Origin of the sequence: Clostridium sp. ZBS15 (assembly GCF_023845705.1) — a bacterium.
GTDB lineage: Bacteria > Bacillota > Clostridia > Clostridiales > Clostridiaceae > Clostridium > Clostridium aquiflavi.
In genome coordinates this window covers 34,383-59,760 of sequence record NZ_JAMQHY010000014.1, presented here as the reverse complement: position 1 = coordinate 59,760, position 25,378 = coordinate 34,383, and the positions used below count along the sequence as shown (strand labels likewise).

Annotated in this window: 28 protein-coding genes, 1 tRNA gene and 5 pseudogenes; 6 read left to right on the top strand and 28 right to left on the bottom strand. The window is 26.8% G+C overall.

Annotated elements, in window-relative coordinates; genetic code table 11:
• Nucleotides 1–465: 465 nt before the first annotated feature.
• Together NG904_RS07205 and NG904_RS07200 are read right to left on the bottom strand one after the other, a co-directional pair.
• Nucleotides 466–780: a hypothetical protein gene (locus NG904_RS07205; RefSeq protein WP_252230744.1), complete on the bottom strand. Its 315-nt coding sequence runs from the start codon at nucleotides 778–780 to the stop codon at nucleotides 466–468.
• A gap of 76 nt (nucleotides 781–856) precedes the next feature.
• The gene (locus NG904_RS07200) at nucleotides 857–1,378 is read right to left on the bottom strand and encodes a DUF6652 family protein (protein ID WP_252213597.1); all 522 of its coding nucleotides are present in this window, start codon (nucleotides 1,376–1,378) and stop codon (nucleotides 857–859) included.
• A gap of 298 nt (nucleotides 1,379–1,676) precedes the next feature.
• Between NG904_RS07200 and NG904_RS07195 the strand changes: the two genes are divergently transcribed.
• Entirely contained in the window at nucleotides 1,677–2,462 is a 786-nt protein-coding gene (locus tag NG904_RS07195; RefSeq protein ID WP_252230742.1) for a hypothetical protein, read from the top strand.
• Between the two features lie 15 nt (nucleotides 2,463–2,477).
• Nucleotides 2,478–2,777 (top strand): annotated as a pseudogene (locus NG904_RS17630) (glycoside hydrolase family protein); the annotation flags it as partial.
• A gap of 179 nt (nucleotides 2,778–2,956) precedes the next feature.
• Here the strand turns inward: NG904_RS17630 and NG904_RS07190 are convergent.
• The gene (locus NG904_RS07190) at nucleotides 2,957–3,673 is read right to left on the bottom strand and encodes a hypothetical protein (RefSeq protein WP_252213601.1); all 717 of its coding nucleotides are present in this window, start codon (nucleotides 3,671–3,673) and stop codon (nucleotides 2,957–2,959) included.
• Nucleotides 3,674–3,927: 254 nt separating this feature from the next.
• Between NG904_RS07190 and NG904_RS07185 the strand changes: the two genes are divergently transcribed.
• The gene (locus NG904_RS07185; RefSeq protein WP_252213603.1) at nucleotides 3,928–4,605 is read left to right on the top strand and encodes a hypothetical protein; all 678 of its coding nucleotides are present in this window, start codon (nucleotides 3,928–3,930) and stop codon (nucleotides 4,603–4,605) included.
• A gap of 267 nt (nucleotides 4,606–4,872) precedes the next feature.
• Here the strand turns inward: NG904_RS07185 and NG904_RS07180 are convergent.
• A pseudogene (locus NG904_RS07180) lies at nucleotides 4,873–5,499 on the bottom strand (oxidoreductase).
• A 224-nt stretch (nucleotides 5,500–5,723) separates the two neighbouring features.
• Here NG904_RS07180 and NG904_RS07175 point away from each other — a divergent pair.
• A pseudogene (locus tag NG904_RS07175) lies at nucleotides 5,724–5,839 on the top strand (winged helix-turn-helix transcriptional regulator); the annotation flags it as partial.
• 450 nt (nucleotides 5,840–6,289) lie between these two features.
• Here the strand turns inward: NG904_RS07175 and NG904_RS07170 are convergent.
• From NG904_RS07170 to NG904_RS07075, 21 genes and pseudogenes are all read right to left on the bottom strand, one after another.
• The gene (locus tag NG904_RS07170; protein ID WP_252213605.1) at nucleotides 6,290–8,089 is read right to left on the bottom strand and encodes an AIPR family protein; all 1,800 of its coding nucleotides are present in this window, start codon (nucleotides 8,087–8,089) and stop codon (nucleotides 6,290–6,292) included.
• A 162-nt stretch (nucleotides 8,090–8,251) separates the two neighbouring features.
• On the bottom strand, nucleotides 8,252–8,983 hold the full coding sequence (locus tag NG904_RS07165) for a YwqG family protein (RefSeq protein WP_252213607.1): 732 nt from the start codon (nucleotides 8,981–8,983) through the stop codon (nucleotides 8,252–8,254).
• A gap of 137 nt (nucleotides 8,984–9,120) precedes the next feature.
• Nucleotides 9,121–10,014: a DUF1266 domain-containing protein gene (locus tag NG904_RS07160; protein ID WP_252230740.1), complete on the bottom strand. Its 894-nt coding sequence runs from the start codon at nucleotides 10,012–10,014 to the stop codon at nucleotides 9,121–9,123.
• A gap of 241 nt (nucleotides 10,015–10,255) precedes the next feature.
• Entirely contained in the window at nucleotides 10,256–10,891 is a 636-nt protein-coding gene (locus NG904_RS07155; protein WP_252230738.1) for a hypothetical protein, read from the bottom strand.
• Between the two features lie 67 nt (nucleotides 10,892–10,958).
• Nucleotides 10,959–11,369 carry a peptide deformylase gene (locus NG904_RS07150; RefSeq protein WP_252230736.1) on the bottom strand — a complete coding sequence of 137 codons (411 nt, stop codon included), beginning with the start codon at nucleotides 11,367–11,369 and terminating at the stop codon, nucleotides 10,959–10,961.
• 117 nt (nucleotides 11,370–11,486) lie between these two features.
• Nucleotides 11,487–11,789 (bottom strand): hypothetical protein, encoded by a 303-nt coding sequence (locus tag NG904_RS07145; RefSeq protein ID WP_252213615.1) that lies wholly within the window; start codon nucleotides 11,787–11,789, stop codon nucleotides 11,487–11,489.
• 465 nt (nucleotides 11,790–12,254) lie between these two features.
• Complete coding sequence (locus tag NG904_RS07140; RefSeq protein ID WP_252213617.1) at nucleotides 12,255–13,001, bottom strand: alpha/beta fold hydrolase; 747 nt, start codon at nucleotides 12,999–13,001, stop codon at nucleotides 12,255–12,257.
• Between the two features lie 677 nt (nucleotides 13,002–13,678).
• Nucleotides 13,679–13,927, bottom strand: a complete 249-nt coding sequence (locus NG904_RS07135) for a spore coat protein (protein ID WP_252213619.1) — start codon at nucleotides 13,925–13,927, stop codon at nucleotides 13,679–13,681.
• Between the two features lie 12 nt (nucleotides 13,928–13,939).
• Nucleotides 13,940–14,125, bottom strand: a complete 186-nt coding sequence (locus NG904_RS07130; RefSeq protein WP_012424239.1) for a hypothetical protein — start codon at nucleotides 14,123–14,125, stop codon at nucleotides 13,940–13,942.
• Between the two features lie 122 nt (nucleotides 14,126–14,247).
• Nucleotides 14,248–14,354: pseudogene (locus tag NG904_RS07125) on the bottom strand (manganese catalase family protein); the annotation flags it as partial.
• Between the two features lie 232 nt (nucleotides 14,355–14,586).
• Complete coding sequence (locus NG904_RS07120) at nucleotides 14,587–14,817, bottom strand: hypothetical protein (RefSeq protein WP_252230734.1); 231 nt, start codon at nucleotides 14,815–14,817, stop codon at nucleotides 14,587–14,589.
• 99 nt (nucleotides 14,818–14,916) lie between these two features.
• Nucleotides 14,917–15,066 (bottom strand): hypothetical protein, encoded by a 150-nt coding sequence (locus NG904_RS07115; protein WP_252230732.1) that lies wholly within the window; start codon nucleotides 15,064–15,066, stop codon nucleotides 14,917–14,919.
• Nucleotides 15,067–15,341: 275 nt separating this feature from the next.
• On the bottom strand, nucleotides 15,342–16,139 hold the full coding sequence (locus NG904_RS07110; protein ID WP_252230730.1) for a DUF4097 family beta strand repeat-containing protein: 798 nt from the start codon (nucleotides 16,137–16,139) through the stop codon (nucleotides 15,342–15,344).
• A 196-nt stretch (nucleotides 16,140–16,335) separates the two neighbouring features.
• Entirely contained in the window at nucleotides 16,336–17,154 is an 819-nt protein-coding gene (locus tag NG904_RS07105; protein WP_252230728.1) for an MBL fold metallo-hydrolase, read from the bottom strand.
• Between the two features lie 355 nt (nucleotides 17,155–17,509).
• Nucleotides 17,510–18,304 carry a dimethylarginine dimethylaminohydrolase family protein gene (locus NG904_RS07100; RefSeq protein ID WP_252230726.1) on the bottom strand — a complete coding sequence of 265 codons (795 nt, stop codon included), beginning with the start codon at nucleotides 18,302–18,304 and terminating at the stop codon, nucleotides 17,510–17,512.
• 54 nt (nucleotides 18,305–18,358) lie between these two features.
• Nucleotides 18,359–18,704, bottom strand: a pseudogene (locus tag NG904_RS17625) (DnaD domain protein); the annotation flags it as partial.
• Nucleotides 18,705–19,157: 453 nt separating this feature from the next.
• Nucleotides 19,158–19,439 carry a hypothetical protein gene (locus tag NG904_RS07090; RefSeq protein WP_252230724.1) on the bottom strand — a complete coding sequence of 94 codons (282 nt, stop codon included), beginning with the start codon at nucleotides 19,437–19,439 and terminating at the stop codon, nucleotides 19,158–19,160.
• A 256-nt stretch (nucleotides 19,440–19,695) separates the two neighbouring features.
• Complete coding sequence (locus tag NG904_RS07085) at nucleotides 19,696–19,947, bottom strand: hypothetical protein (RefSeq protein WP_252230722.1); 252 nt, start codon at nucleotides 19,945–19,947, stop codon at nucleotides 19,696–19,698.
• Nucleotides 19,925–20,053 (bottom strand): hypothetical protein, encoded by a 129-nt coding sequence (locus NG904_RS17265; RefSeq protein WP_286674314.1) that lies wholly within the window; start codon nucleotides 20,051–20,053, stop codon nucleotides 19,925–19,927. The genes NG904_RS07085 and NG904_RS17265 overlap by 23 nt, the downstream gene beginning before the upstream one ends.
• A 359-nt stretch (nucleotides 20,054–20,412) precedes the next feature.
• Nucleotides 20,413–21,414: a GGGtGRT protein gene (locus NG904_RS07080; RefSeq protein WP_252213635.1), complete on the bottom strand. Its 1,002-nt coding sequence runs from the start codon at nucleotides 21,412–21,414 to the stop codon at nucleotides 20,413–20,415.
• Between the two features lie 25 nt (nucleotides 21,415–21,439).
• Nucleotides 21,440–22,132 carry an iron-sulfur cluster assembly scaffold protein gene (locus tag NG904_RS07075; RefSeq protein ID WP_017826199.1) on the bottom strand — a complete coding sequence of 231 codons (693 nt, stop codon included), beginning with the start codon at nucleotides 22,130–22,132 and terminating at the stop codon, nucleotides 21,440–21,442.
• Nucleotides 22,133–22,377: 245 nt separating this feature from the next.
• Between NG904_RS07075 and NG904_RS07070 the strand changes: the two genes are divergently transcribed.
• A tRNA-Leu gene (locus tag NG904_RS07070) sits at nucleotides 22,378–22,464 on the top strand.
• A 108-nt stretch (nucleotides 22,465–22,572) separates the two neighbouring features.
• Here NG904_RS07070 and NG904_RS07065 read toward each other — a convergent pair.
• From NG904_RS07065 to NG904_RS07055, 3 genes are read right to left on the bottom strand one after another with little or no spacing between them, the layout of a single operon-like run.
• Nucleotides 22,573–23,364 (bottom strand): ImmA/IrrE family metallo-endopeptidase, encoded by a 792-nt coding sequence (locus tag NG904_RS07065; RefSeq protein WP_252230720.1) that lies wholly within the window; start codon nucleotides 23,362–23,364, stop codon nucleotides 22,573–22,575.
• On the bottom strand, nucleotides 23,365–23,802 hold the full coding sequence (locus NG904_RS07060; protein WP_252230718.1) for a helix-turn-helix domain-containing protein: 438 nt from the start codon (nucleotides 23,800–23,802) through the stop codon (nucleotides 23,365–23,367). It abuts the gene before it with no gap.
• Nucleotides 23,802–24,158: a DUF4258 domain-containing protein gene (locus tag NG904_RS07055; RefSeq protein ID WP_252230716.1), complete on the bottom strand. Its 357-nt coding sequence runs from the start codon at nucleotides 24,156–24,158 to the stop codon at nucleotides 23,802–23,804. The genes NG904_RS07060 and NG904_RS07055 overlap by 1 nt, the downstream gene beginning before the upstream one ends.
• Nucleotides 24,159–24,603: 445 nt before the next feature.
• Between NG904_RS07055 and NG904_RS07050 the strand changes: the two genes are divergently transcribed.
• Nucleotides 24,604–25,362 (top strand): hypothetical protein, encoded by a 759-nt coding sequence (locus tag NG904_RS07050; RefSeq protein WP_252230715.1) that lies wholly within the window; start codon nucleotides 24,604–24,606, stop codon nucleotides 25,360–25,362.
• Nucleotides 25,363–25,378 lie beyond the last annotated feature (16 nt).

Sequence of the window (25,378 nt, the reverse complement as noted above, 5' to 3'; positions counted from 1 at the left end):
GGGGGGCTATATAATTCTATTTTAATTTATCTATAATTACTTTAAACTTTTTTATATACTCATCTTTCATACTAGAACTCAATAATTTTATTCCTACAAAAGATAAAATTAGTCCCATAAATAATTTTATTATTAGTAATATCATATTTTAAATAAAACCTTTCTTATTATTTTCTATTGTTAAAAAAATAATCTTCATTAAATTTTTTTAATTTTCTATGTATAATGTTATTAGTTATATATAGAATTTCAATTATAAGAAGTAGTAAAAGAACTAACCATATCAAATAAAAAAACCTAGACTTTCCATAACAAAAATATGTAATATATGATATAGCTTCTTAATACTTTTACGTTAATCTACAGACTTCAAATGTTAAATTCAGTAAAATTCCAAGGTTATCCTGTATGCTAATTTTTTCAAGCTTACCCCATTCTGTATCACCTAAAAATTCATAATAATCATCACACTGTGCAGGCCAATATACCTTCAATTAGTCCTATTATAGCTGGAATTAAAAGTAACCCACTTATAACAATCGCAATAGTTGGCAATGTTTTTTTTGACTCTTTTTCAAATCTAGCAATAACTCCCAGTATAAAGCTAATAAATAAGATTATAATTAAAGTTGGTACTTCTATGTGACGTGGAATTATTTTAATCGGATTATGCAGAACACAAACAATATCTAATATTGTCACAATAATCATATAAATTATTATTACTAATGTGAGAATGAAGGATATAATACCTATCTTCGAGTGTTTTAATTTTTTCAAATTCTCACCTCCCTCCTTACAATAAATTCACTTATTATGCTTATAAAGCATCTTTTAATATTAAATTATTTAATTTTTAAAGAACTTTTTTATTGATTTTGCTTTTAGATTTTACTATGCAAAACATAACTATAGCACTTATAACATCCAAACAAAAAAGAAAATGTAAAATACAGTTTACTACAGCTGTTAATTTAGTGATTTTCTTTTCTCTATAGGCTTGAACTATTCCGTTAATACCATACATAGAAGATGGAAGTAACATAATAAAATCAAAAATAGCCAAAAAGAGTGCTATAACTACTCCAAATCCCAATGGCCAAATCATCATAATACTTCCGAACATAAAAACTACAATATAAATTGGTATATTACATAATTTAAGAAGCATGTCCCAAAATAATAATGTAGTACTGTTCTCTCCATGCTTTGCTAGTATAAATGGATAAATCATATTAGATATAAAAAATATAATTGAAAGAACTAAAAAAATTAAATTAAGATTTGCTAAAACCCCTTTATAATTCCCCTTAAAAGTGATCAATATCACTAAATAAGTCAATATTATCAACATTATTGGTAAAATACGTTTTTTCATTAATTAACTCCTTTTTCATTTATATATAAATAATAGTTAATTTATATATAAAAGTCAAAAATTCACACTTAAGATATTTAATTTACATATTATTTTAAAATTAAAGTTTACAAAATTAAGAAAAAACTCCTTTTAGTATATGATTAGCAATTCAAATATGAAAGGAAATGATGTACAAATGTTAGATTAGAAAGAAAAAAATGGAAAATGGTATTGCTACAAAGCTGGAACTTTAGTTAAAGGCTGGGTAAAAGATGAAAATGGAAGATGGTTTCATTTAAATGAACGTAATGGCAAAATGGATATTGACTGGGTTGAGATTGATTCAATCTGGTACTATTTCTATCCTAAAAAAACTGAAAAAGATGGTAATACTCATTATACAGGCGAAATGGCTACTGGTTGGATTGAAATTGATTCTAAATGGTATTACTTATATTCTAAGAGAACTGAAAAGGATGGGATTACTCATCCTAAAGGTGAAATGGCTGCCGGTTGGGCTGAAATTGATTCTAGATGGTACTACTTCTATTCTAAGAGAACTGAAAAAGATGGTATCACTTATCCTAAAGGTGAAATGGCTACTGGTTGGATTGAAATTGATTCTAGATGGTATTTTTTATACCCTAATAAAACTGAAAAATATGGGGTTACTCATCCTCAAGGGGAGATGGCTACTGATTGGACTGAGATTAATTCTAAATGGTATTACTTATACACAAAGAAGACTGAAAAGGATGGTAATACTCATTATACAGGTGAAATGGCTACTGGTTGGATAAAATTAAATGAAAAATGGTATTACTTATATTCAGATGGTAAAATGGCTTGCAATACTACAATTGATGGATGGTCAATAGATTCAAATGGTGTTGCAAATAATTCTGCTGTATCTGGAGATGGTTTAATTTCAGATGACTTAGTTAAATTCATAGCGGGATGGGAAGCTTTTTATGATCATGCTTATGAAGATCCTTATTATCCTGGTAATAAATCATGTTGGACTATAGGATATGGAACTACTTACCAAGTTAATTCTTCAGCTTTTCCAAATGGCTTATCTAGTACATGTACAAGATCTTAAGCATTAACATGGTTAAAACAAGAAATAAATAAAGTTGCAAAAGAAGTTAAATCAGTATTAAATGAAAAGGGTGCTTCACTATCACAACAAGCATTTGATTGTATTTGTGATATTGGATACAATGCTGGTACAGGAGATTTACTTTACGGAAAATGTGTCACACTTAACGCAGTTATAAGTGGTAATCCTGATAGAATAACATCTGCGTTAATGAGTTGGAATAAAGCTAATAATTCAGTTTCCGAAGGATTAACTAAAAGATGCAAAGCTAGAGTTAATATGTGCTTATATGGAATATATGACTCTACCCATTAAAAAATATATTAATTCTATAGATATTTATATATTAAATTAATTTCTATAAAACTTAACTAATGCAGTATCTATAGAAATTATTTAAGGGAAAGTGTACCCCTTTAAATAGAGTTCTTTTTTATTAGACTCTACCGTCTTTTGTACACTTTCCCTTTATTATATATAAAGTAATAAATTTTTTATTTATTTTTATCTGTTGATGAAATTCTTTTAACATCATAGAATATTCCTTCATCACAAGAAATTAAAGTATTATCATCCTTCACAATAAGCTTATCTTGAAAAGAAGAATCTTCACTTTTTACAGTTATAGTAGTAATAGAATCTTTATTAATACCTAATTTTGAGAAGTTAGTACGATAATCATACTCTAAATCATCTTTTTTCTCACTTTTAATTATATATTTAGGATTTTTAAAAGAATCTTTATCAAAAGTAGCTAAATCCTTAGACAAGCTTATCTTTGTATTAATTACTAATGATGTGTTCCTGCCTGCATGTACCTTACTATATCCTACTACCTCTTTTATTACCCAATTACCATAAAATGATTCCTCATTTTTATCATTACTTACTTCTTTAGTTACATCTTGTGAATCTCTCTTAGTACTTGTACTATTATTGCTATTACTAACAGTATTGTTATTACTACTACTAGAATTATTGCTTGTACTATTCTTTGCTGTATCAGAATTAGAACTAGCTTCTTTTACATCATTTTTATTTTTATTTAATTTATCAGTATTTTTTTCATTAGCACTATTAGATTCATTATCAGATTCACTACTAACTTCATTATCTTCCTTTATATTATTACTGGATACTTTTTTATCAGTACAACTAATCAATCCCAATGATAAAACTAAAATTAATATTATTGCATATATACGTTTCAATATTACACCTCCTGTTATATCTTGATACATATTATGGATTTTATGTTTATTTTACCATATTATTCTTTAAAATAACAAAAAAATAATAAAAATTCGTAATTATTAAAATAAGCCATATTTTTTTCATTAAATAAATTATAGAGAAAATTTAATTAATATATTAACAAAAAATACAATTAATGCTAATATTATTATGGATTAAAATGTAAATAAAGTAATATATAAAAACAAAAGCATTAGAAGGAGATTTAAAATTGAAGTTTTTAAGAATTTTTATATTAGTAGCACTACTAGTAACCCTAACTGGTTGTGGGACTGAAAAATCACAAAATAATCATATCCAAACAAATAATGATATTTCTACTGAAGCTACTGATACTGAAGACAACACTACAAATAACAATACTAATAGTAGTGAAAAAATTACAAATAATAATACTAAAAAAGAAAGCACTACTAATAAAGTAAATTCTAATAAAAATAATAGTAATAACAATACTGCTATAAATAAAAACTCTGAAAATAACCCTACAGAAGTTCAAAATGAAGAATCATTTTATGGACAATGGGTTATAGAAAATGTAGTAGGATCTGGTAAGGTAGGAACTTATAGTGATGACGATATAAAAAAAATATTAGGAAAAAAACTAAGTTTTTCAAAAGAGCAATCAAGTTGCTTTGGAGATGATGTAAGCTACCTAAATGATACAGTTAAAAATCCTACTTACAAAAAATCAGTTATTACATCTGATGAATTTTTAAGCAATTGGCTTGTACCTTTAAGCACTTTGAGTATAAATAGCGATACTGTAACAGAAATTGAGGTAAATGATTTAAAAAATCTTCCAGCATGTACTTTTTTTATAAAAGATAACAACACATTAATACTTTATGGTGGAGGTACTTTTTTTGAACTTAAAAAAGCAGCATGAAAAACAAATTAAATAAACATAATTCACTGGCTATTATAGCCAGTGAATAAAAAGAAACTATGATAAAACTTAATTTATAAAAAATATTTAAGAGTCCATATTTATGTTAATATGGACTCTTTCCTAATATAAAACAAGATTTATACTGTTTATATATTTTAAATGATAATCTTAAATTTTTAAGTTTATCTCTTTTTTTAAATTACTTAATATTTTCTATTAAAATATTAAGTAAAAGCTTTATACTATTACATATTAAAAATTTTACTATTTTTCAATACTACCTTCCTTAAAAGCAACATATTCGGAACTAGAATTCACCATATATATATAATATTCACCTGATTCATCTGCTGTTAATTTATAACTTCCTGATAAATCGCTGAATGTTTTTCCTTTTATCATTTTTCCATTTAGTACATATCCATGTCCACCATGTATCTCAACTCCATCAAAACCTGATTCCTTAACTCTTCTTGCTGCTTCTGAATATGCATTAACTAAATATTTTATTTCATCTTTAGTCATTTCCTTTGCCCAAGTCTTAGTAACTTCATTCTGCATAGTTGATGGACCCCAGATAGTTCTTTCTCCTACATTAAAAGTAGTCATAAATTCACCATAAACTATTTACATTATTATATTTGCACCTAAATCATGTATTTTATTTGTAAATTCTTTATATTCCTTTATAAACGAATCATTATATATTCCCATCATTCTTGGATTGGGTTGCTCATCTTCTGTTACAAAGGCATACCCTGTTATTATTGTACCTACTCCACCCTTTGTCAGTTCTTCATAGATTGAACTTAATTCAAGTGTTAAATGTCCTTTTTCATCTGCTAACTCTTCCCAAAGTACACCTCTAAAAAATCTATTTTTTAATTCCATTTTACAAATATTTGTTTTATCCCAAAGACTTTTCATTAAAATCTCTCCTTTGAATTAGGTTATCCGCGGTTCATACATACTATAACGCCATATTGAAAGTCTAACAAGTATGCACCTTTTAGTAACTTGATATTATTTAATCATTAAAATCAAATGTATTGACTAAATAAACTTTCTTTACTATCATCTTAAATAATTAATCTATTACTTAAGGAGATGTTGATTTGATCAAATATAATAATAAAAATATGTTTGTTTGCTTGATTTAGCAATGGATTTTATCCGTGGTAAATGGAAGGCTGTTATACTTTGCCACCTTCTTAATGAACCTAAAAGATTTAATAACTCTATGGCTTTGTGTTGCAAGTGGAACTTTAAATAAAGATGAAATTAAATCATTTGTATTAAAGAATAAAAGGTAGTAAAATATTTGCTTACTACCTTTTAGTGTTTTGTATTTAATTCGTTATAATTTCCCCTATAACTTCTTATTTATCTATCACTCAAACATTATCTTCTTCTTTTATCATTTCATTTTTTGTTAATTTGCCACTTATTGTAATACATTATTTTTACATACAAACTGCCCTATCCAAGTAATTTATATTAAGTGAAGTTTTTTCTAAATTGCTATATTTAATTTCATTCTCCCCAATTTTAATTTTTTCATAAGAAAAGAAGAAGTATTTCTAACAGAAACTTCCTCAATATTTATACTTTAGAGTAACCTTTAGTATAATGTACTTTTCTATGATCCTCTTAAGTAAATTTAAAATTACCGTGCTACTATTTACATATTATTTTCAACGTAGTCTAATATTAAGGTTGTAGTATCTTTTCTTTCAAAAGTTTTTCTATCCGAAAGAATTTCATTTATATCTCCTTTTTTACTAAGACTAGCCTCTATAACTTCAATAGCCTTCTTCAATACTTCATTAGTTTTATTATCATCTAAAAGAACTTTTTCTATAATTCTGCTATTTTCTTCTGATTTTTTATCTATAGTTAGAGTAAACTTTCCTTTAGGACAACATAAATACTTTAACAGCATTATTATATGCCATCTAGCTCTTCTAAACCTTTTTCCCTCATCCTGATTTTGAACAAATCTCTCTACTTTATACCATGCTAGTCCACTTACATAATATGAATTAAGAAATGATATATGTGAATCCTCAAATAATAATCCTCTAGTTTTTTTCTCTACCTTCCCATATTGTCCTGAAACTTCATGTGGCATATCAAAAAATAATGCTGATGTTGCTTTAATTTGAAATGGTATATTAACTATTTTAACTTTGGGAATATTTTCATCTCTATATTGTTCTGTTCTACGTTCATAATATAGTGGATATTTGTTTCCTTTAGACTTAGTAATATAATATTGTTCTAGAGTTTTTTGAATAGTCGATAATGCAACTAACTGCTCGGCTTTAAGTGGCGTTTGGCTATTTGTTGCTTTTATAATTGAATGTTTTGTATCTTCATCTTCTGTACCAATTAGTCTTACTGGAAGATAAATATCCTTAACACCAGAAATTTTTTCTAGGCATTCAAATATTACATTGCTAGTTTGGCATCCATTAACTATTTGATAGTTTGTAAGAGTTAATTCCTCTGAATTTATTGCAACGGAATCTGCAATTATTGTAATTCCATTGTTCAATAAGCCAAATAAATAACTTTCTTCACCTAATAATTGTTTCTTCATACTTGAATTAACTTCAAGTTTTTCAGAAGCACCTAAATAAAATCTTATATTATCATTAAAGATTCCTTTTCTAAGAACCTTTTCTCCATTGATATCTTCAGTTAATAACTTTTCGAATTCTTCCAGCTTCATTAGCCCATAATATCCATTTTTAATTTTATTGTGCATATCCTTAGGATATGGTACCGGTTGCTTCGATAATGTTACACAAACTTCTAGTCCTGATACAGTTTTTTCATGTAATTCCATTATCTCTTTTATTCCTAAAAAGTCTGGTTTCCTTACTTCACTAAAAAGACTTTTTTCTCTTAAATCAGCAACTCCCATTGATATCGTTGATTCTAAATGAACATCGTTTAGATTTATCTCTTTTGATGATAAGGTTATAAACTTCATACTTAAATTAGGTGCTTTTTTAAATCTTGAACTCTTTGAATATATATACTTAGTAATTTCCCATTGGTTTAAAAGTTCTGGTATTTCACACTTTGAAAAATTAAAAAATCTTCTAATTCCATTTAAAAAATCTCCAATTTCTGTACGATCAAACTTATCGGAAGTTTTTACTTGGGTAAACATGAAATTCACTTCAAATTTTTTAAGTCCTTCTATAACAGAATCAACATCTTCTACACTTGTTACAATTCTGTCAGCTACAAAAATTGCTATTCCATCTATCCCAAAAGCTGTACCAGTCTCCATGTCTTGATATGTAACACTAGGATCATTAGAGTAAACTGATAATATAAGTGAATTAATAAATTGTTCAAATACTGTATGTTGATCCTTTGCTTTATTTTTAGAAATTTCATTTTGCTCAATAAAATTCTCAATATATGATTGTATAACTGGATGTGAAACATTGGTTATTTTCGACATTATTGTTCTCCTTTGATTTTAACTTTTTTCTGCTAAATTACACCTTATACAACTAAATTATACCATATTAAGTATACTTAAATATATCTTCATACATAGAATAAAAATCCCATACTCTCTTATTTTTCGATTTACAAGTTTTGTAAAATCTCTTAAATTTCATTAGCAGCATTGCCAATCATATTTTACATTTGAAAAGTCTCTATTTTTTAAATCCTCTTCACTAATAAAAAAATTGCAATTTCCAGAATCACCAAACATAATTCCACATTCATCTTCTATATCTAGTTGTAATAATAAAATATTATGTTCTTTATAATGCTCTGATTCTGATTGAACAAAATATGGATAACCTCCAATTCTACTGCCTGCACCATCAAAATCATCCCACTTTTTATTTTCTTGTTCTTCATTAAGTCCATCAAATAATTTATTAAAATCTTCACAAGGACAAGTCATTGGCATTTCATTTATTTGAAAGTTCATTTTTCCTTCTTTATAAAATGGTAAAAAATCCTCATAATCCTTCTCATATGGATTTTCACTAATTAATTTACTCTCATCCATTGTATATTCTTCAATATATCTAACTTTACATGGATACTCATAACCATAACAGTCATCATTATGAACAAAAAATTGAAGCAATCCATTTTGTGGCATATTTTTTAATTCTACTAAATCAGATAAATTAATTTGAGCAATAAACATCATTGGATTGTTTTCCTCATCTAAGGGATAATCATTAATATTTTCAAGATAAGGACATCCCCCTAATTTACTTTCCCATGGCTTTGTTTTCCCTGCTTTAAAAGCAATTTCGTTACTTTTACGAATAGTTGTTTTTATAATTTCTTCATATTCCTTAAATAATTCTGGTACTTCATACTTCATTATTTTAATCACCTCTTAATAATAGTTTGTTCTGATTATATTAAAGGTGTGGAAATAATATTAAATTATTGTTTCCACACCTTCAAATTCAAGTAAATAATTGTATTTAAATAAATAAAATAAATTCCTATTTATGTTTATAGAATGTTTAAATCTTTATTAAAATAGTCATTTTCAATTAAAGTTTTTACGCCGTTAACTCTCTCATTTATCATTACAGGTCCAAAGACTATCTTCTCTTCATAGAAATAACATACACCAATTAAATAGTCTATAATAAAATCTTCCATTGAAGCAAATTCTTCATTAATTAGATTATGTAATTTTGTTTTAAATTCTTCAAATTCTCCTAAATTTATTAAATCACATGTTAATGATTCTCTTAATAATAAGACAGCTCTTTGAAGATTAAAAGCAGCTATATGTTTTGAACTTTTTTTGTTTTTAATATTTTCAAATTGTAAATTATGTTTTTTTAATATTTTTTCAAACCACTTATTCTTATTTATATCAAAGTCTATATCTGAGAAATTATTTTTATCCATTAGTTGTTCCAAATTTGCATAAAGCTGATTTTTATTCTCAATGTTCCAACTAGCACCAAGTGAAGCAAGAATCATTTCTTTCTCATCTTTACTTTTATAATCTCGTACTTCTAAACAATTAATAAATCCCTTTTTATTTTTTTCACCTTTATTATGTTTATCTAAAGTAGCTTCCGTAATTGAAAATAATGCTCCTATTTTAACTAAAAATTGAGATGCTTCATCTGTGCATTTAAAATGAATAGTTTTATTAATAGCCTTTTCAAATGAAATAACACTTGTTTTCCAAATAAATCTTACGACAAAAACAGCTAACCATTTAATAATATTTACAATAACAGCGGCTAAAAAAACGCCTATTAAAAGCTTACCTATTTTATCACCCATATAAACTGATATTAATTCCTTGAAATAAAATAAAATAACCACAATAATAATCGAGAGCAATGTTGTCCCTATATGCTTTTTTAATGTCCCCCCATACATATTAAAAAATCTCCTTCCATATTAATATTTTTATGTTTCTATATTTATTATACATAATTATATATAATAACCAAGTTAAAATATGTAACTAATGTAATAAGCTCACTACTAAGGTTTGGGACATTCATATAGAACTTAATGGTAAAGAGAAAAAGTACACATCCAACTATGAATAATAATAATTATTATAAACATAGTCATTTTCCACTTAAATGACTATGTTTATATGAAAATAATATATTTAACCCCTATTATCATAAACTTCCAAATTAAATTCATTATCAATTCTGCCAACTGTAGCCAATAATAAATAACCATCACATTCATTACTGTTTATCTCAAATTCTAAACCATACTCTGATAATTCCATAAATGAAGGAATAATAGTACTTAAAAGCTTTTCTATATCAATCATTGGTAAATATTTATTAAACACATCTATTCCAGATATAGTATCTACTGGTTTATTAAAGACTTCATTACAAGCGTCTTCATAATTTTTGCCACTAATTTTATCATAAATTGTTTCTTCATTTATTATTTCTGGAATTTTATCTTTAATAATAAATGAAGGAAATTCAGCATTTGAACATTCCCAAAATTCAAAATAAGTATCCGTTAAATCTTCAAAAAGCCACATTATAAATTGATTTTTTATCTTATCAATATTTTCATTAACATTAGAAATAAATGTATTATATTTTTCTGTTAAAATTTTCATTTCTTCTTCTCTCTTTGACACTGTCTTTTCTATTTCAGAAAAACATACTTCTTCTTCAATACTAATCATATCTGAATTGTAAGTCCCCAAAAAACCTAAATCGATACTATTATTACAATATAAGTTATTATTATCATCTATCTTAATTTGAAACATAATCATACCTACTTTCATTTTGCAATTAACTACCTTATTATGCTAAGTCCTATTTTCATGTCTACAACTAAATTATAATTCCCTCAAAATGATCCATTTCATGTTGAATAATTTGTGCTACAAATCCAGTAAACACCTGCTTCTTTTTCTTGAAATTTTTATCAAGATACTGAACTTCTATTATTTCATATCTCTTTGTTTTTCTAAATCCTGTTAAAGATAAGCAGCTCTCTTCTGTTTCATAAATCTTTTCTTTTTTTAATATAACTGGATTCACCATAGGTATAATAACTTTTCCTGCTACAAATACCAATATACGCTTTTTAACTCCAATCATATTTGCAGCCAAGCCAACACAATGTTCTATGTTTACTTTTAAAGTATCTATTAAATCATCAATAACAACCTTATCTCTTTTTGTTGCCTCTTCTGATTTCTCACCTAAAAATAATACATCTTTTACAATTGGTTTTACCATAATTTATCTTCCTCTTCTTTCATTATCTGCTTTAAAATTTATTCAACATATTGTTATTTAATTTTTTGCCATAGTTATCAGTCCACTTTTTCATGTTGTATATGATAAATAATAATTTTAATAATATCCATTTTCACATAATAGTTCATAGCAACTGTTTACTTCTTCATCAGTAAATAATTTTGCATATTTAGGTTCTACAATAGTCGCCTCCATTGTTAATTTAATGCATCCTTCTTCTACTAATTTAGTAAAACAATCAGATGTTCTACCTTTTCTTAAAATTTCTTGCGCAGTTCTAACTATTCCAAATCTCTCTATTGTTTCTAGAAATTTTGTCATTTTACAATCATGTTCTTTTTCTGCTATTTCACATTTTTTTATAACTTCCTCTTGAAGTTTCTTCTCTAAAGTTTCCATTTTTACACTCCACTATTAATTATTTCTTATATTACTATTTTTATTTATTATACCGTATTTTTACTTATAAGAATAGCTTTAGCCTAGTAATATCAATACTTAATTATATAAATATCCCTTTCCAATATTAAGTATGCTTATTTATTATCCTTGATTATTAAAGGCTATAGAAGAGAATATTTTGATGCATTGATATTAATTTTAACTTTCTATTAAAACCGTCTATAGCTTCAAAAGCAAAAATATTGCAATAATAATGGATGATGTATTTAATATTTGGGCTATTTTCTTGTTATTATTTTTTTTATTTATAGTTATAAGACAAATTGTGAAAACTTGAATAATAAAGTATAACACTCCAAATATTTCAAAATATGTTTTGGTATCATATGAAATCATTATAATTTCTCTCTCCTTAAAAAGTAAACAGGCTATTCTCCAGTTATTAACGAATTCTATGATAATTTAGTTTAAAAAATTTAATATTAAATTTCTAAACTCTTTTTTATTGCTAAACATAGCAGGATGATTTCCATTCTTAAAAATAATTAATTTAGAATTTTCTATTTTTAAATTAATGCTTTTTAATATACTTTCAATATTAGGTATTAAATCATCTTTCAAGCTTCCTGTAATCAAAATATCATTTTTTATATTACTAAGATTACAATCAAAAAAATTACCTTTATTTCTTGAAAAGTTTATAATTAAATTTGTATTTTGATCAATAACATTTTTCCAATCAAAGCCATGCATAATAAACCAAAATAACTTTGAACTTAACTTACTTTTTGCTATTTTTCTATCATATAAAATTTTTTTAGCAAACTCATAAGATAAATTTTCTCCCATAAAACTATCCACAATTATTTTATTGAATAAAGCTGGTTCTTCTAATACAGCACTTAAAGCAATAATAGCTCCACCGCTTGTACCTAATAAATTAACATTGCTAATACCTATATGTTTACACAATTCAATAACTAACATAGCATTAAAATGCCAATAGTTTAATGGTAATTCATTTACTCTTTGAGATTTTCCCTGACCTACTAAATCTAACAAAATTACTTTAAAGTTTTTAGAATAGAATTTTAATTCTGGTATAAACATTTTTGAGGAAGCTGTATCCCCATGTATGATAACTAATGGTTTTCCTTCACCATATACTTTGTAATAAATATTAAAATTTTTGTATTTAAAATAAGACATTTTTTACCTCCACGTAATAAACATAATAATTTTTCTACATAGTCTACACGGGAGAATTAGTAATTACTCTTACATATAGACTATTAAAGTCTATTAAAAATTCCCATACTTTTCACTCCTTAATTATATTAGTTAACTGCTACTGATATGATTTTCTTCATTTTTCATAAATTCAGGAAAATTCTTCATGTTTAATACCTACATATTCTTATTATATTAATAACTCTTGCAAGAAAATTATAACATATTTTACAAATTTAAAATTGTTTAAATGTTAAACAATTTAGTTTATAATGTCTTGCTATTGTTTATAATATTTTAGAATTGAGCAATAAAAAATATGACACTTTCATTTCTGAATAATTCTATATTTCAATCTGCTTTTTTCATATGGCACATTATTCAATTTTTAAGGAAAATCTTCATGTTTTGTTTCATCAAATCCACATGCCCGTAGCAATTATAATATAAAAATAAAGCGCCATAACAATTAAAAATCATTACAACTCTTTATATATCTAATACTCTTATTTAACATATCTACTATTTGCCATTCTTCATATTGTATTAGAATTGCGAACTAAAAAATACCGCACATTCATTTTGAATAATACGGTATTTACATAAATTTAGTTTTGTAATTTTATAAAATTAAATTTACAAAGCTATATAAGTTACTATCCTTGGGACATTTCTTGTTTAACAACTGCAATTTCTTCTGGAGTTGCTGGTTGTGCTGGTATATAATATCCTTTTTCTTTAGCTTTAGTAAAAAGATTATATTGACGATATTCATCTTGATTTCTCATTTGCTGAATTGTTTCACGTAATTGTTGATTTTCACATTGAGAAATTATACCACCATATCCTGCTAAACTTGCATTTAATCCAGCAAGATAATCACTTATCATTTCTTTTTCTTGCATATTTTACACCTCCTAATTTAAAAATTCCATTAATTTTGCTTTACTTGCTTTTGCATCTTCAGAATCTTTTTTTAACATTTCTTTTAATGTTGGATCAGTACATTGTTGTGAATAGTATTCTAACTTTTTCTCAATAGTACAATGAGCTCCAATTAAATGACGTAGATTTTGTAGTTCAAGCTGATTTAAATTTGCCATTATTTGCACCTCCAATTTAATAACTTCACTACTTAATATTTTCAATATAGAATATGTTTATTCATTTTTTAATAAATTTTTTATTTCTGAATCTTTTACTCTAAACTTTGAGAAATATATTACATAGCTGCTTTAAGCTCTCCATTTCCATCACCTAACTGTTCGCATATTTAGGATTAGGTCTTTCAACTTTCACTTCATACAACAACTGTTTTTTGTGTTCAAAAATTTATATTTTTCTTGCTAATATTCAATACCATATTATTCAATTTTCAAAGATCAGTTTTTCTTAACAAGTTCGTAATATTTACAAATTGTACACTTAATAAGAATTACGTAAAAAAACACCTAAGATAACTAAATCCTAAGTGTTTCTAAAAAATTCTGATGGCCATAAATAACTTTATTCTATGAGAATTTTTTCATACTCTTTAAATAGAGTATATTTTCCTATAAAGACTTTATAAATAATCTTTATTCTTAATTATTTTATTTCCTATAACTTTATACTCAGCAGGATATTCCTCTACTTTAAAAGGTATTGGAGTTTCCTCTATTCTATTATTTTCAGCTAAATACCTTATATGAACATCTTCATATTTTTCACCTTTGCTTAACCAAAAGTAGTCCTCCATACACATTGCCCTAGTTCTTCTACATAATTCCCAAAAGTCATAATCTATTAATCCCATAACCTCTAATATCTCATCTATATTTGCTCTTTCTTTTGGAACAACCCTATCTTCAAGCCAAAATACAATATCATCATGAGAAGGTTTATAAGATATATTCTAGTTTTTATAACTATACATGCCTAATGGTAGATACTGTCTATTTATAATTTCATCATATTTTTCAAAACTAAATTTTTTAGTATTTGTATCATAAATAAGATCCCCAGCAGGAACATCTTTATACATTAATATATACTTGTCTATCATAAAATCTCCTTCTCCATTTTTGAATGTTTATTAAATTATTGATTACTCACTTCAATTTATCATTAATCTTGTCTATATTATATCAAATATTAATTTTTTTAAACTTAACTACATTAAATGTACAATAAAAAAGAATCTACCAAAATAGTCTTTTAAAAGTGTCTATTCTATAGGTTCCATTTTACTTTGTACATGGATTTTATATTATTATCTCCAAAATCATCTAATAACTTTTGAAAATAACTAATAATATTTCATTTTTTCATTATCAAAATCTAATTTCCCACATTTATTGAACCTATTCCAACTGATAAATCAAAAGTATACCTTTTCTCACCTGATGTTTGAGCGTTAACATTATAATGTCCATCCCCTTTTTCTGTTACTATATCAACAGGGGAATTTTTAGGTATTATAATATCAATATCACCAACGCCCCCTTCATATTCAAGATTTCCACCTACTTCTGCCATTTTAAGTTTTAGTTTTCCCACGCCTCCATTGATTTTAATATCTCCACATTTTTCTTTTAAATTCAAATCAAATTCACTAGTTCCTGACTCTAAATTTAACTTATCAAATTTAATATCTTCACATTTTGATTTTACTGAGCCACCGCTAATATCAATGTTTTTAGCTTTTATTCCTTCTATATCTAATATTCCTGCTCCTTGATCGAATTTAAAATTCCCTTTAAATTTTGAAGGAACCATAATATCTAATCTAGATATATTCTTTTCACCATTCATATCCAACCTACTTGATTTATATTCTTTTTCAATTATTTGAATTTCATGACCAGTTCTTTTTACGCCAAAACCATCACTTTTTTGAGAAAGTTTACCTGTCACCTTTACTTCTTCCCCATCGTAACTCTTAATAGATACCTGAGCTGCATAAATTTCTACGTTAATATCAGTTGCATTATCAAGCTTTATTTTTTCATCTATAAGTTTATTTTCATTTGAAACTTCGCTTTCTTTATTAGATATGGTAGTTTGAGTTTTAGTATTACATCCTACAGATGAAATTAATACTATTCCTACAATAGCTAAAATCAATATTTTTTTCATTATTATTACCCCTTAAAAATTTATTTACCTATTACTTAATTATATTATATGATTTTTTCCATAATAATTAATTTTTACTTAATTTAATACTCAATAATTGTATATTTGGGTTTTAGAATATAAAAAAATATTACTGAAATTTTTCTTTTCAGTAATATTTAAAATAAATATGTTAATTATCTTTTATTTCCAAAATCTATTTCATCATTTCCAATCTTTCATAGCATAAGTTACGAAACAACTGACAGTATTTACGAAATCCACTTTGTCCAATTAAATAAATGTTTGACATATAACTCATTCTTTTTTGTGAATATGCAATACGTTCCAATCCATTATCTAGTCCTGTATGATTACTAAGTGCTATCTCTACATTTTTATCTTCAGCTTGTTCCATAAAGTAATCTAATGACTTCATGTAAATCACAATGTCTTCTATATTTTGAGGTGGATTAGATCCTCCCCATAAAGCTGCTTGATACGTCTTATTATTTTCTGTTACATTAAATATAAAACTAAGGCCACCTGGTGTATGTCCTGGAGTATCATAAACATAAATTATTTTATCCCCAAGAATAATTTTATCTCCATCCTTAACATAAACATCAATTTTATAGTCCTTCCATGTGTCAGGTCTATTCTTTTTTGCTGGCTTTTCTTCCCAAAATATATCATCTATTTTTGATAGATATGTTTTAGCATTAGATGCATTTACAATCCACTTTCCACAGCCTGTATGATCTACGTGTCCATGAGTTAACACCAACTTTTTTATATCTTCTGGATTCCAACCAACATCTTTAATTGCAAAAACAATTGCATTAAATGCCTCTTCACATGGCCATATAGCATCTATAATAATTAATCCTTCAGTAGTTTTTAAAACAAAACAGTTTGTTTCTTTTTGTGCAATAATAAGCAAATCGTCAAATATAAGTGAATGAGTAAAATAAGACATATCCTCCATTGCTTTTATTGTTTCCATTGTAATTATTGGTTTTTCTAATCTTAACATATAAAATTCTCCTTTGATAATCGTATTATATTATTTGATAAAACGATGTACAAAGTTTTATATTAAAATAACAATACTGTACTTAAAAACTATACTTAAAAAAGTTTAAAAATAAATATTTATTACAATATCATTATTTTTGATGAATCTTTCTCTCTGTACAACGCCCATCATTTTATGTGCACAGAGTTAATTCGATTCTTTGGATGCATTTTTAAATATATTTTCATTATTTTCTTTCCTTTACTTTCATTAAATTATTTATATAATAATAGTGTCACGTATAATTAAATACTATAATATTTTTTATATAATTCCAACTGAATTTCTTTTCTCATAGTCCAAACGTCATGTTTTATTTAGATGATATTGGAAGTGTTGTGCAAGTCAATGCTCCACCTCCCTTTATTATTTCTGAGTAATCTATATAAATCGCATTTATTCCATCTTTAGCAAGGATTTCACATAGTTTTTTGCTAGATGAAATTACAGTATTATTTCCTATTGTTATAAAGTTTGCTGCTAAATTCTTTGCTTCTTCTTTTTCTATATAATAACACTTCTTGAAACTCTTTTCTATAATATCCATATCATATATATAATCACTAATTACACAACTATCTTGTGATATTACATTAAATACACAATCCAAATGCAGCATTTCCTCCTTATTAAATCTTATAGGTACAACCTTATAATCTTTATTTTCTTCCTTTAAAATTTTCTCAAGTTCATTTATCCCTTCTATTGATGTTGCATTGCTTTGTCCTACAAATACTGTGTTATCATGCAACACCACATCTCCTCCTTCTATAAAATTATTTATCTTTTTTACTTTTATATTATTCCCCTTAAAGAATTCTTCTAAGGCTTTATATTCTTCAGTCCTACTTTTAGCCTTCATTTTTCCTATAAATAAAATCTCATCTATAGCAAATGCTATATCCCTTGTATAAACTTGAGATATTCCATACTTAGGATCTAAAAAATAAGTTACAATACCCTCTTGTGATAGTATATTTATGAAGTTATTGTACTGCTTAAACATTATTTCTTTATTTATTTCCTTTTTTTCTACCTTATAATTTACTGGATAACACAATATTACTTCTTGTAGCTTGTTATATCTATTTTTCAAGTTTATATTCATATTTTATTTCTCCTTCTATATACTTAACACCCAAAACATTAGGTATTAATTACATTACCACCCTAATAGCCTCTTTTCCAACTCATCATAGTCATACTCCCTAGGTTCAAAATTATTAAATTTCAAATTAGTAGCCTTTCTTTTTGATTTATCATGAACTCTTCTTTTTATCCTTTCCTTTAAACTTGTCATATTTACTTGGATACCATTCTTTTCTCCAATTTTTTAGTATGCCATTAATGTAATTCATATTTTCCTTAGTAAACTCTAATGCCTTATTACTTGCCATCTTAACATTATCATATCCATGACTAGAAATAGCTAGCTTAAGAGAACATAAGTTAAGTCCACCAATTACTCCTGTGATACTTTCATAATACTTAAGTAACTCTCCTGTATTAACTTAAAGACTGTCTATATTACTTACCACATTGCTAATAGTATTTCCCCCATTTTCTATTACATGTGACTCATTATTATTTTTATAATTATTTTCAATTCTACATGAATTATTATCTTTATTTCCACTTCACGTGATTCATCTAAAGTTTTATCTTCTTCAAAACTTGAATCATAACATTTATCAGGTAAATACTTCGTAACTTTTCAGCTTAAATTTGATTTTTACAACATATTTAATAAAAAATATGTATACTAAAAAAAGTACCTATTCATTTTATAAGTACTTTTACAGAAAAAATTGAACCTGTTTTCTAGTGAACTATACTTTACAAGAAAAGTTTATTATATAAGCAAAAAAGAATCTTATTTCTAGACTATCTTTATTCTTTCAATAAATGATTATCTTCTTGGATTTTCAAATGCCTCCCTAGAATTAACTTTTATTTATCAACTATTTCTTAAATATATTTATACCAGATAAAATGCTTATTAGTAATAAAATACCAAGCCTTATCCAATCCATAATAAGTGCTAAATCTCCACCTAATACAACATCTAAAGATGTATTAAATTCATCAACATAAACTCCCGTATTCCAAAATAATTTAAAACCCTTTATGTTAAGTTCAAGATTAAATTCACAATTTTTAGAATTATGTTTTAATGCTATCAATATCAATAATACCAATATAATTGATATTGGTATTATTAACATTCCATGTAAAGAACACAAAAAATACCTATAGAGGAGATACTTTTTTCTAAGTGTCCACTCTATAGGTACCATTCTATAAAAAGAGCAACTAAAAAGTTACTCTTTTCATCTATATCAACATGAGTTATTAATGCATATATAAATCCGTTGACAAATTAATATTTTGTTGTAACAACAAAAGACTATTTGTTCATTTCTTCTTCAACAGCAACAGCTACTGCAACAGTGCATCCTACCATCTAAGTTGTTACCCATTCCGATAAGACCCATCATTTCAACGTGAGCTAATATTATATTTTTTCTCCCATTCTCTAAATAATTTATCAACAATATATTGAGAACTTTCAGCCCATAAAACAGATTCTGTGTTTTGAAGTGCTTTATATGTGTTAGATTCATAAAATTTTTTAAGGACTTCTTCAAATGTTTCCCCTGTTTTTTCACATATAATGCTAATAATCTTTTCAATCTTCATTATAATATCTAAAGTTATATCTTGTCCTTTATATGAATATTTGTTCATCATATTCATATCTCCTAAAATCTCGTTTATCTTTAGAGCTTTTTAAATCTATTTCATCAAATACTGTATTAGTTCCATGAAATAATACTAATTCATTATTAATTAACATATCCTTTTCTCCTAATTACATCTTCAACAAAATTTATACTTTCCTCTAAACTTTGAGTATGCAAAACCTTCAATGGCTTCTATTACTAATAAATTTTTATCATGTTCTATACTATTCATACTAAGCCCCCAGCTATTCTTTATTACACATATCTTAACATTAAAATTACACCTCTTCAAATATATTAAAACCTATTTTTCCAAATACCTCATTATTAAACTCTAAATTCTTTATCATAACACTAATTGTTACCAAACATAAATTTATACAAAAAATACCCACATCCACAGATCCTAAAATCTATAAATGTGAGTATTTATATAAGCTAATTGCTTAGCTTCAAATGAACAGTCAAAAGACTATTTATTCATTCCTTCTTCAACAGCAACAGCTACTGCAACAGTACATCCTACCATTGGGTTGTTACCCATTCCGATAAGACCCATCATTTCAACGTGAGCTGGAACTGATGATGATCCTGCGAATTGTGCATCTGAATGCATTCTTCCCATAGTATCAGTCATACCGTAAGAAGCAGGACCTGCTCCCATGTTATCTGGGTGAAGAGTTCTTCCAGTACCACCACCTGATGCTACTGAGAAGTATTTCTTACCTTGTTCCATACATTCTTTTTTGTATGTTCCTGCAACTGGATGTTGGAATCTTGTTGGGTTAGTTGAGTTACCAGTGATTGATACGTCAACGCCTTCCATATGCATGATAGCAACACCTTCTCTAACATCGTCAGAACCGTAACATCTTACTTTAGCTCTTTCTCCGTTTGAGTATGCTTTTTCTTTAACTACTTTAACTTCTCCAGTATAGTAGTCAAATTTAGTTTGAACATAAGTGAATCCATTAATTCTTGAGATTATGAATGCAGCATCTTTTCCAAGACCGTTTAATATAACTCTTAATGGTTCTTTTCTTACTCTGTTAGCTTTTTCAGCTATTTTGATAGCACCTTCAGCAGCAGCGAAACTTTCGTGTCCTGCTAAGAATGCGAAGCATTTAGTTTCTTCTCTTAAAAGCATAGCTCCTAAGTTTCCGTGTCCTAAACCAACTTTTCTATCATCAGCAACTGATCCTGGGATACAGAATGCTTGTAATCCTTCTCCGATTGCTTCAGCAGCTTCAGCAGCTTTTTTGCAACCTTTCTTTATAGCTATAGCAGCACCTAAAGTATAAGCCCATCCAGCATTTTCAAACGCTATTGGTTGAGTTTCTTTAGCTATTGTACATGGATCAATTCCTATTGATTCACAAACTGCTTGCGCATCTTCTAGAGTTTTCATTCCGTACTTTTCTAGTACTGGAGTGATTTGATTAATTCTTCTTTCATAACTTTCAAATATTGCCATAATAAAAATCCTCCTTTACAAATAATTATTTATGTCTTGGGTCCATTAATTCAGCAGCGTCAGCAACTCTTCCGTATTGACCTCTAGCTTCTTCTAATGCTTTATTAGCATCCATACCCTTGCCTATGTTTTCCATCATTTTTCCTAAATTAACGAATTTATATCCGATAATTTCTTTGTCTTCATCTAAAGCTACGTCAGTAACGTATCCTTCAGCCATTTCTAAGTATCTAGGTCCTTTAGCAAGAGTTCCGTACATAGTACCAACTTGAGATCTTAGACCTTTTCCTAAATCTTCAAGACCTGCTCCTACTGGTAATCCACCTTCTGAGAACGCAGTTTGAGTTCTTCCATAAACTATTTGTAAGAATAATTCTCTCATAGCTGTGTTTATAGCGTCACAAACTAAATCTGTGTTTAATGCTTCTAATATAGTCTTTCCTGGTAATATTTCTGAAGCCATTGCAGCTGAATGAGTCATTCCTGAACATCCAATTGTTTCTACTAAAGCTTCTTCGATTATACCGTCCTTAACATTTAGAGTTAATTTACAAGCTCCTTGTTGTGGTGCACACCAACCTATTCCATGAGTTAATCCTGATATATCAGTTACTTCTTTTGATTGAACCCATTTTCCTTCTGCAGGAATTGGTGCTGGTCCGTGATTAGGACCCTTAGCAACTACACACATTTCTTCAACTTCTTTTGAATACATCATATAAATTTGCTCCTCTCCCTAATTGATAGATGATTACTATAATAAAAACTTAAAATTTATCTTTTTAATATAGTACTGGGCTTAAAAACATCCCACTGGGATATCATTGCCCTATTCCTATTCTAGCAAATGATTTATTATGTAACAACCTTTATTTAAAAATTTGATAAAAAAAACTTAAAAAATTTAACTTGAATTATATTTTTCAATATGGTAAAATATCACTTGTTCAACAATATGAATATGCCGCTATGATGGAATTGGCAGACGTGGTGGACTCAAAATCCTCTGGTAGTGATATCGTGCCGGTTCGAATCCGGCTAGCGGCACCATTTAAAAACAGGAAAACCCCTTAAAGAAAATTAATAATTTTTTTTAAGGGGTTTTATTTTATTCAAAATAATGTGCTTTTTATTCACTCTACATATTATTTAGATTCATTATATGTCCCATAATAAATCTAAAGTATCATTATTATCCGCTTTTCTTAGTAAAGTAAAAACTCTGCCCAACTTATTTTGAAACATAGATTCTTCTATAATTTTATAAGTACATCCCTTTTCTTTAAACCAAATGCTACTTTCTAAAATATCTTTAATTTCAGCATTAGTATTATATGAAGTTAATAATTTATGTGCTGATGATTTGGTTATACATCCATCTTTTAACTCTTCCTTAAATGTTTTTGACTTCATTTGAATATATTTTTTTCCATTTGGATAATAAATTAATACTACAGCCTCAGTATCAGTGTATTCCAATACTCTTCTAGCCATTACTACTAATGATACATCATACTGCTTAGCTAAACTTTTTATTAAACTTAACGTTACTTTTTTATCTTTTATATCCTCTAATAAATTACTTTTAGGTACTAACAATTCAGATGCAAACTCATTTGCTTGTTTCTCAACCTCATCATTTGATTCAAAATTTACTATTTTATCACATTGTTGTAAGTTCTCATGCCATGGAATTATATAATGACCAATTTCATGAGCTATAGTAAACCTTTCTCTTTGTGGAGACACAGTTTTATAATTATTTATAATTATATTTTTCTTTCCTGATGATATTATTAGTAATGCTTCAATTGAATACAATGGTTCATAATTAATTCTTATATCTAATTTTTCACATATTTTAGTTAAATCTATAGGTGGAGTTAAATCAAACGATGAAACAATATCCTGAGCATACTGCTCAGGATAATTATATAGATAATTACTCATTTATTTATATTTTTCAATAGTCTCTGCAATTCTTGAGTCTATTTCACCTTCTTTATTTCTTGCTGCTATATCATAGGAACCATTCATATAAGAATCTATATCTTTTCTATTAAATCTCCACTCCCTACCAAACTTTACAGCCTTTATTCTACCATCTTTTATCATATTATATATAGTTTGATTACTTACTCTTAGGAGATCTGCAACCTCTGTTAAATTTAAAACATCTGGCTTATCGTCCATTTTTACATCTTCTAAACTCCTACTAAGCTTTTGAAGCATCATTGCATCTTTACTATCTAGTACCATTTCTCCACATTCTGGACACACATATGCACTTATACCATTTACAGTAACCTTATAATCACCCCACCCTGTGTTAATTGCAGTGATTTTCTTTTCCATTTCATGATCACAAATATAACATTTCATACTCATTACTTATGCATCTCCCTTCTTTTTAAAACATTTCCAACCTGTTCCCATACTTCATCCTTAGTTCTACAAACTGTAACTATAACAGGTCTTTCTCTATCAGCTACTACAGTATAAACTTCTGGCTTATCCTTACTACCTTCTTGAAATAATACTTTTAAATCGCCTATTTCTTTCCCCATTTGAACTTCAATATTTTCTCCTTCAGTTATACAATTTATAACCTTATTTAAAGAAACTTTACGTTCTGCCATCCTACCAAGAGCATGATTACTAACTACATAATATCCATCTCTAACCTTCTGACGTATATTATTTTCGGCCATTTCAAATCTTAATTTTGCTAACTCATCTAACATATATTTATTACCTCTTCTTATATATAATATACACATATAATCTATAATTTACAATAAGATATTATAAATTGTTATAAATTAATATAAAATTAAAAATTTCTGAGGAACGTATTTCCTATGGAAATGCGGGCTATGTTGCTAAGCTCATTCCTCACTAAGCAACATATGCCTCTCCCCAAAACAACATCTAAAGTTCTATTTTACCCCCTTAGAAATTCTAAGCACCTTTACATTTACAAAATATGTTATAATCAATTTATTATAGAGATACATTTCAAAGCAAATAAAAAAAATACACTAAAGTCATATTAATGAACTTTATATAAATAAAAAGATACATTTTATATAAAATCAATTAATATATAAATAACTTCAAAACCGAGTAATTTCCTATTATATACCTTACACACATAAATCTATGAGTAAAAATTTTTAGGAGGAAAATATGTTTTATAAAGAAATAAAAGATTTATTAAATAAATTAGATAGTACCAATATTGAAGATCTCAAGCCAACTTTAACAAGAAAAGTTAATGAGCTTATTTTAAATATAGATGATGATAATATGTCTGATTGTGAGTTAGAAGAACTATGTGATTTCTTCATAATTAGAGAAACATTAAGAGAAGAAGTAAGACAAGAAGATTCCTTAAGTGAAGGATTACTTATAGAAAATTTCATAAAAGCATTTGATACATTTATAGAAGAAATTAATACTAAAGAATATATTTCAGATGCCATTGACTTAACCAATATTGCTATAAGAAGCATTGGAGGAATTGCACGAGGATTTATGTTAATGAAAAAATACGCTCCAAAAGAAGGCTTTATTAACACTGATCAGTATTTAATAGAGTTAAAAGAAGAATTTTATAAACAGTTAAGATCATATAGCACTAAAGGACTTTATGAAGAACACTTTGTAATATGTGGCCTTATTAATACCATAAAATTTGACTTAGAAGAGCAATCACAAGAACATGGAAGATACATTATTTCCTTTCTTACAGATTATGAAACACAAAAATTAAAAAGTTTTGAGGAATTTGAAAATGAACCTCATTTAAATGAATCTAAAATTAAAATGAAACGTGAGTTTGGAATAGAGCTTCAAAGAAGAATTTATTCATGGGATAACTTAACAAAAAAACTAACAGATCATTACTATTTAGAAAGTCTATATAAAGAAGAATGTGGTGATTAAACACGCATCACATAAG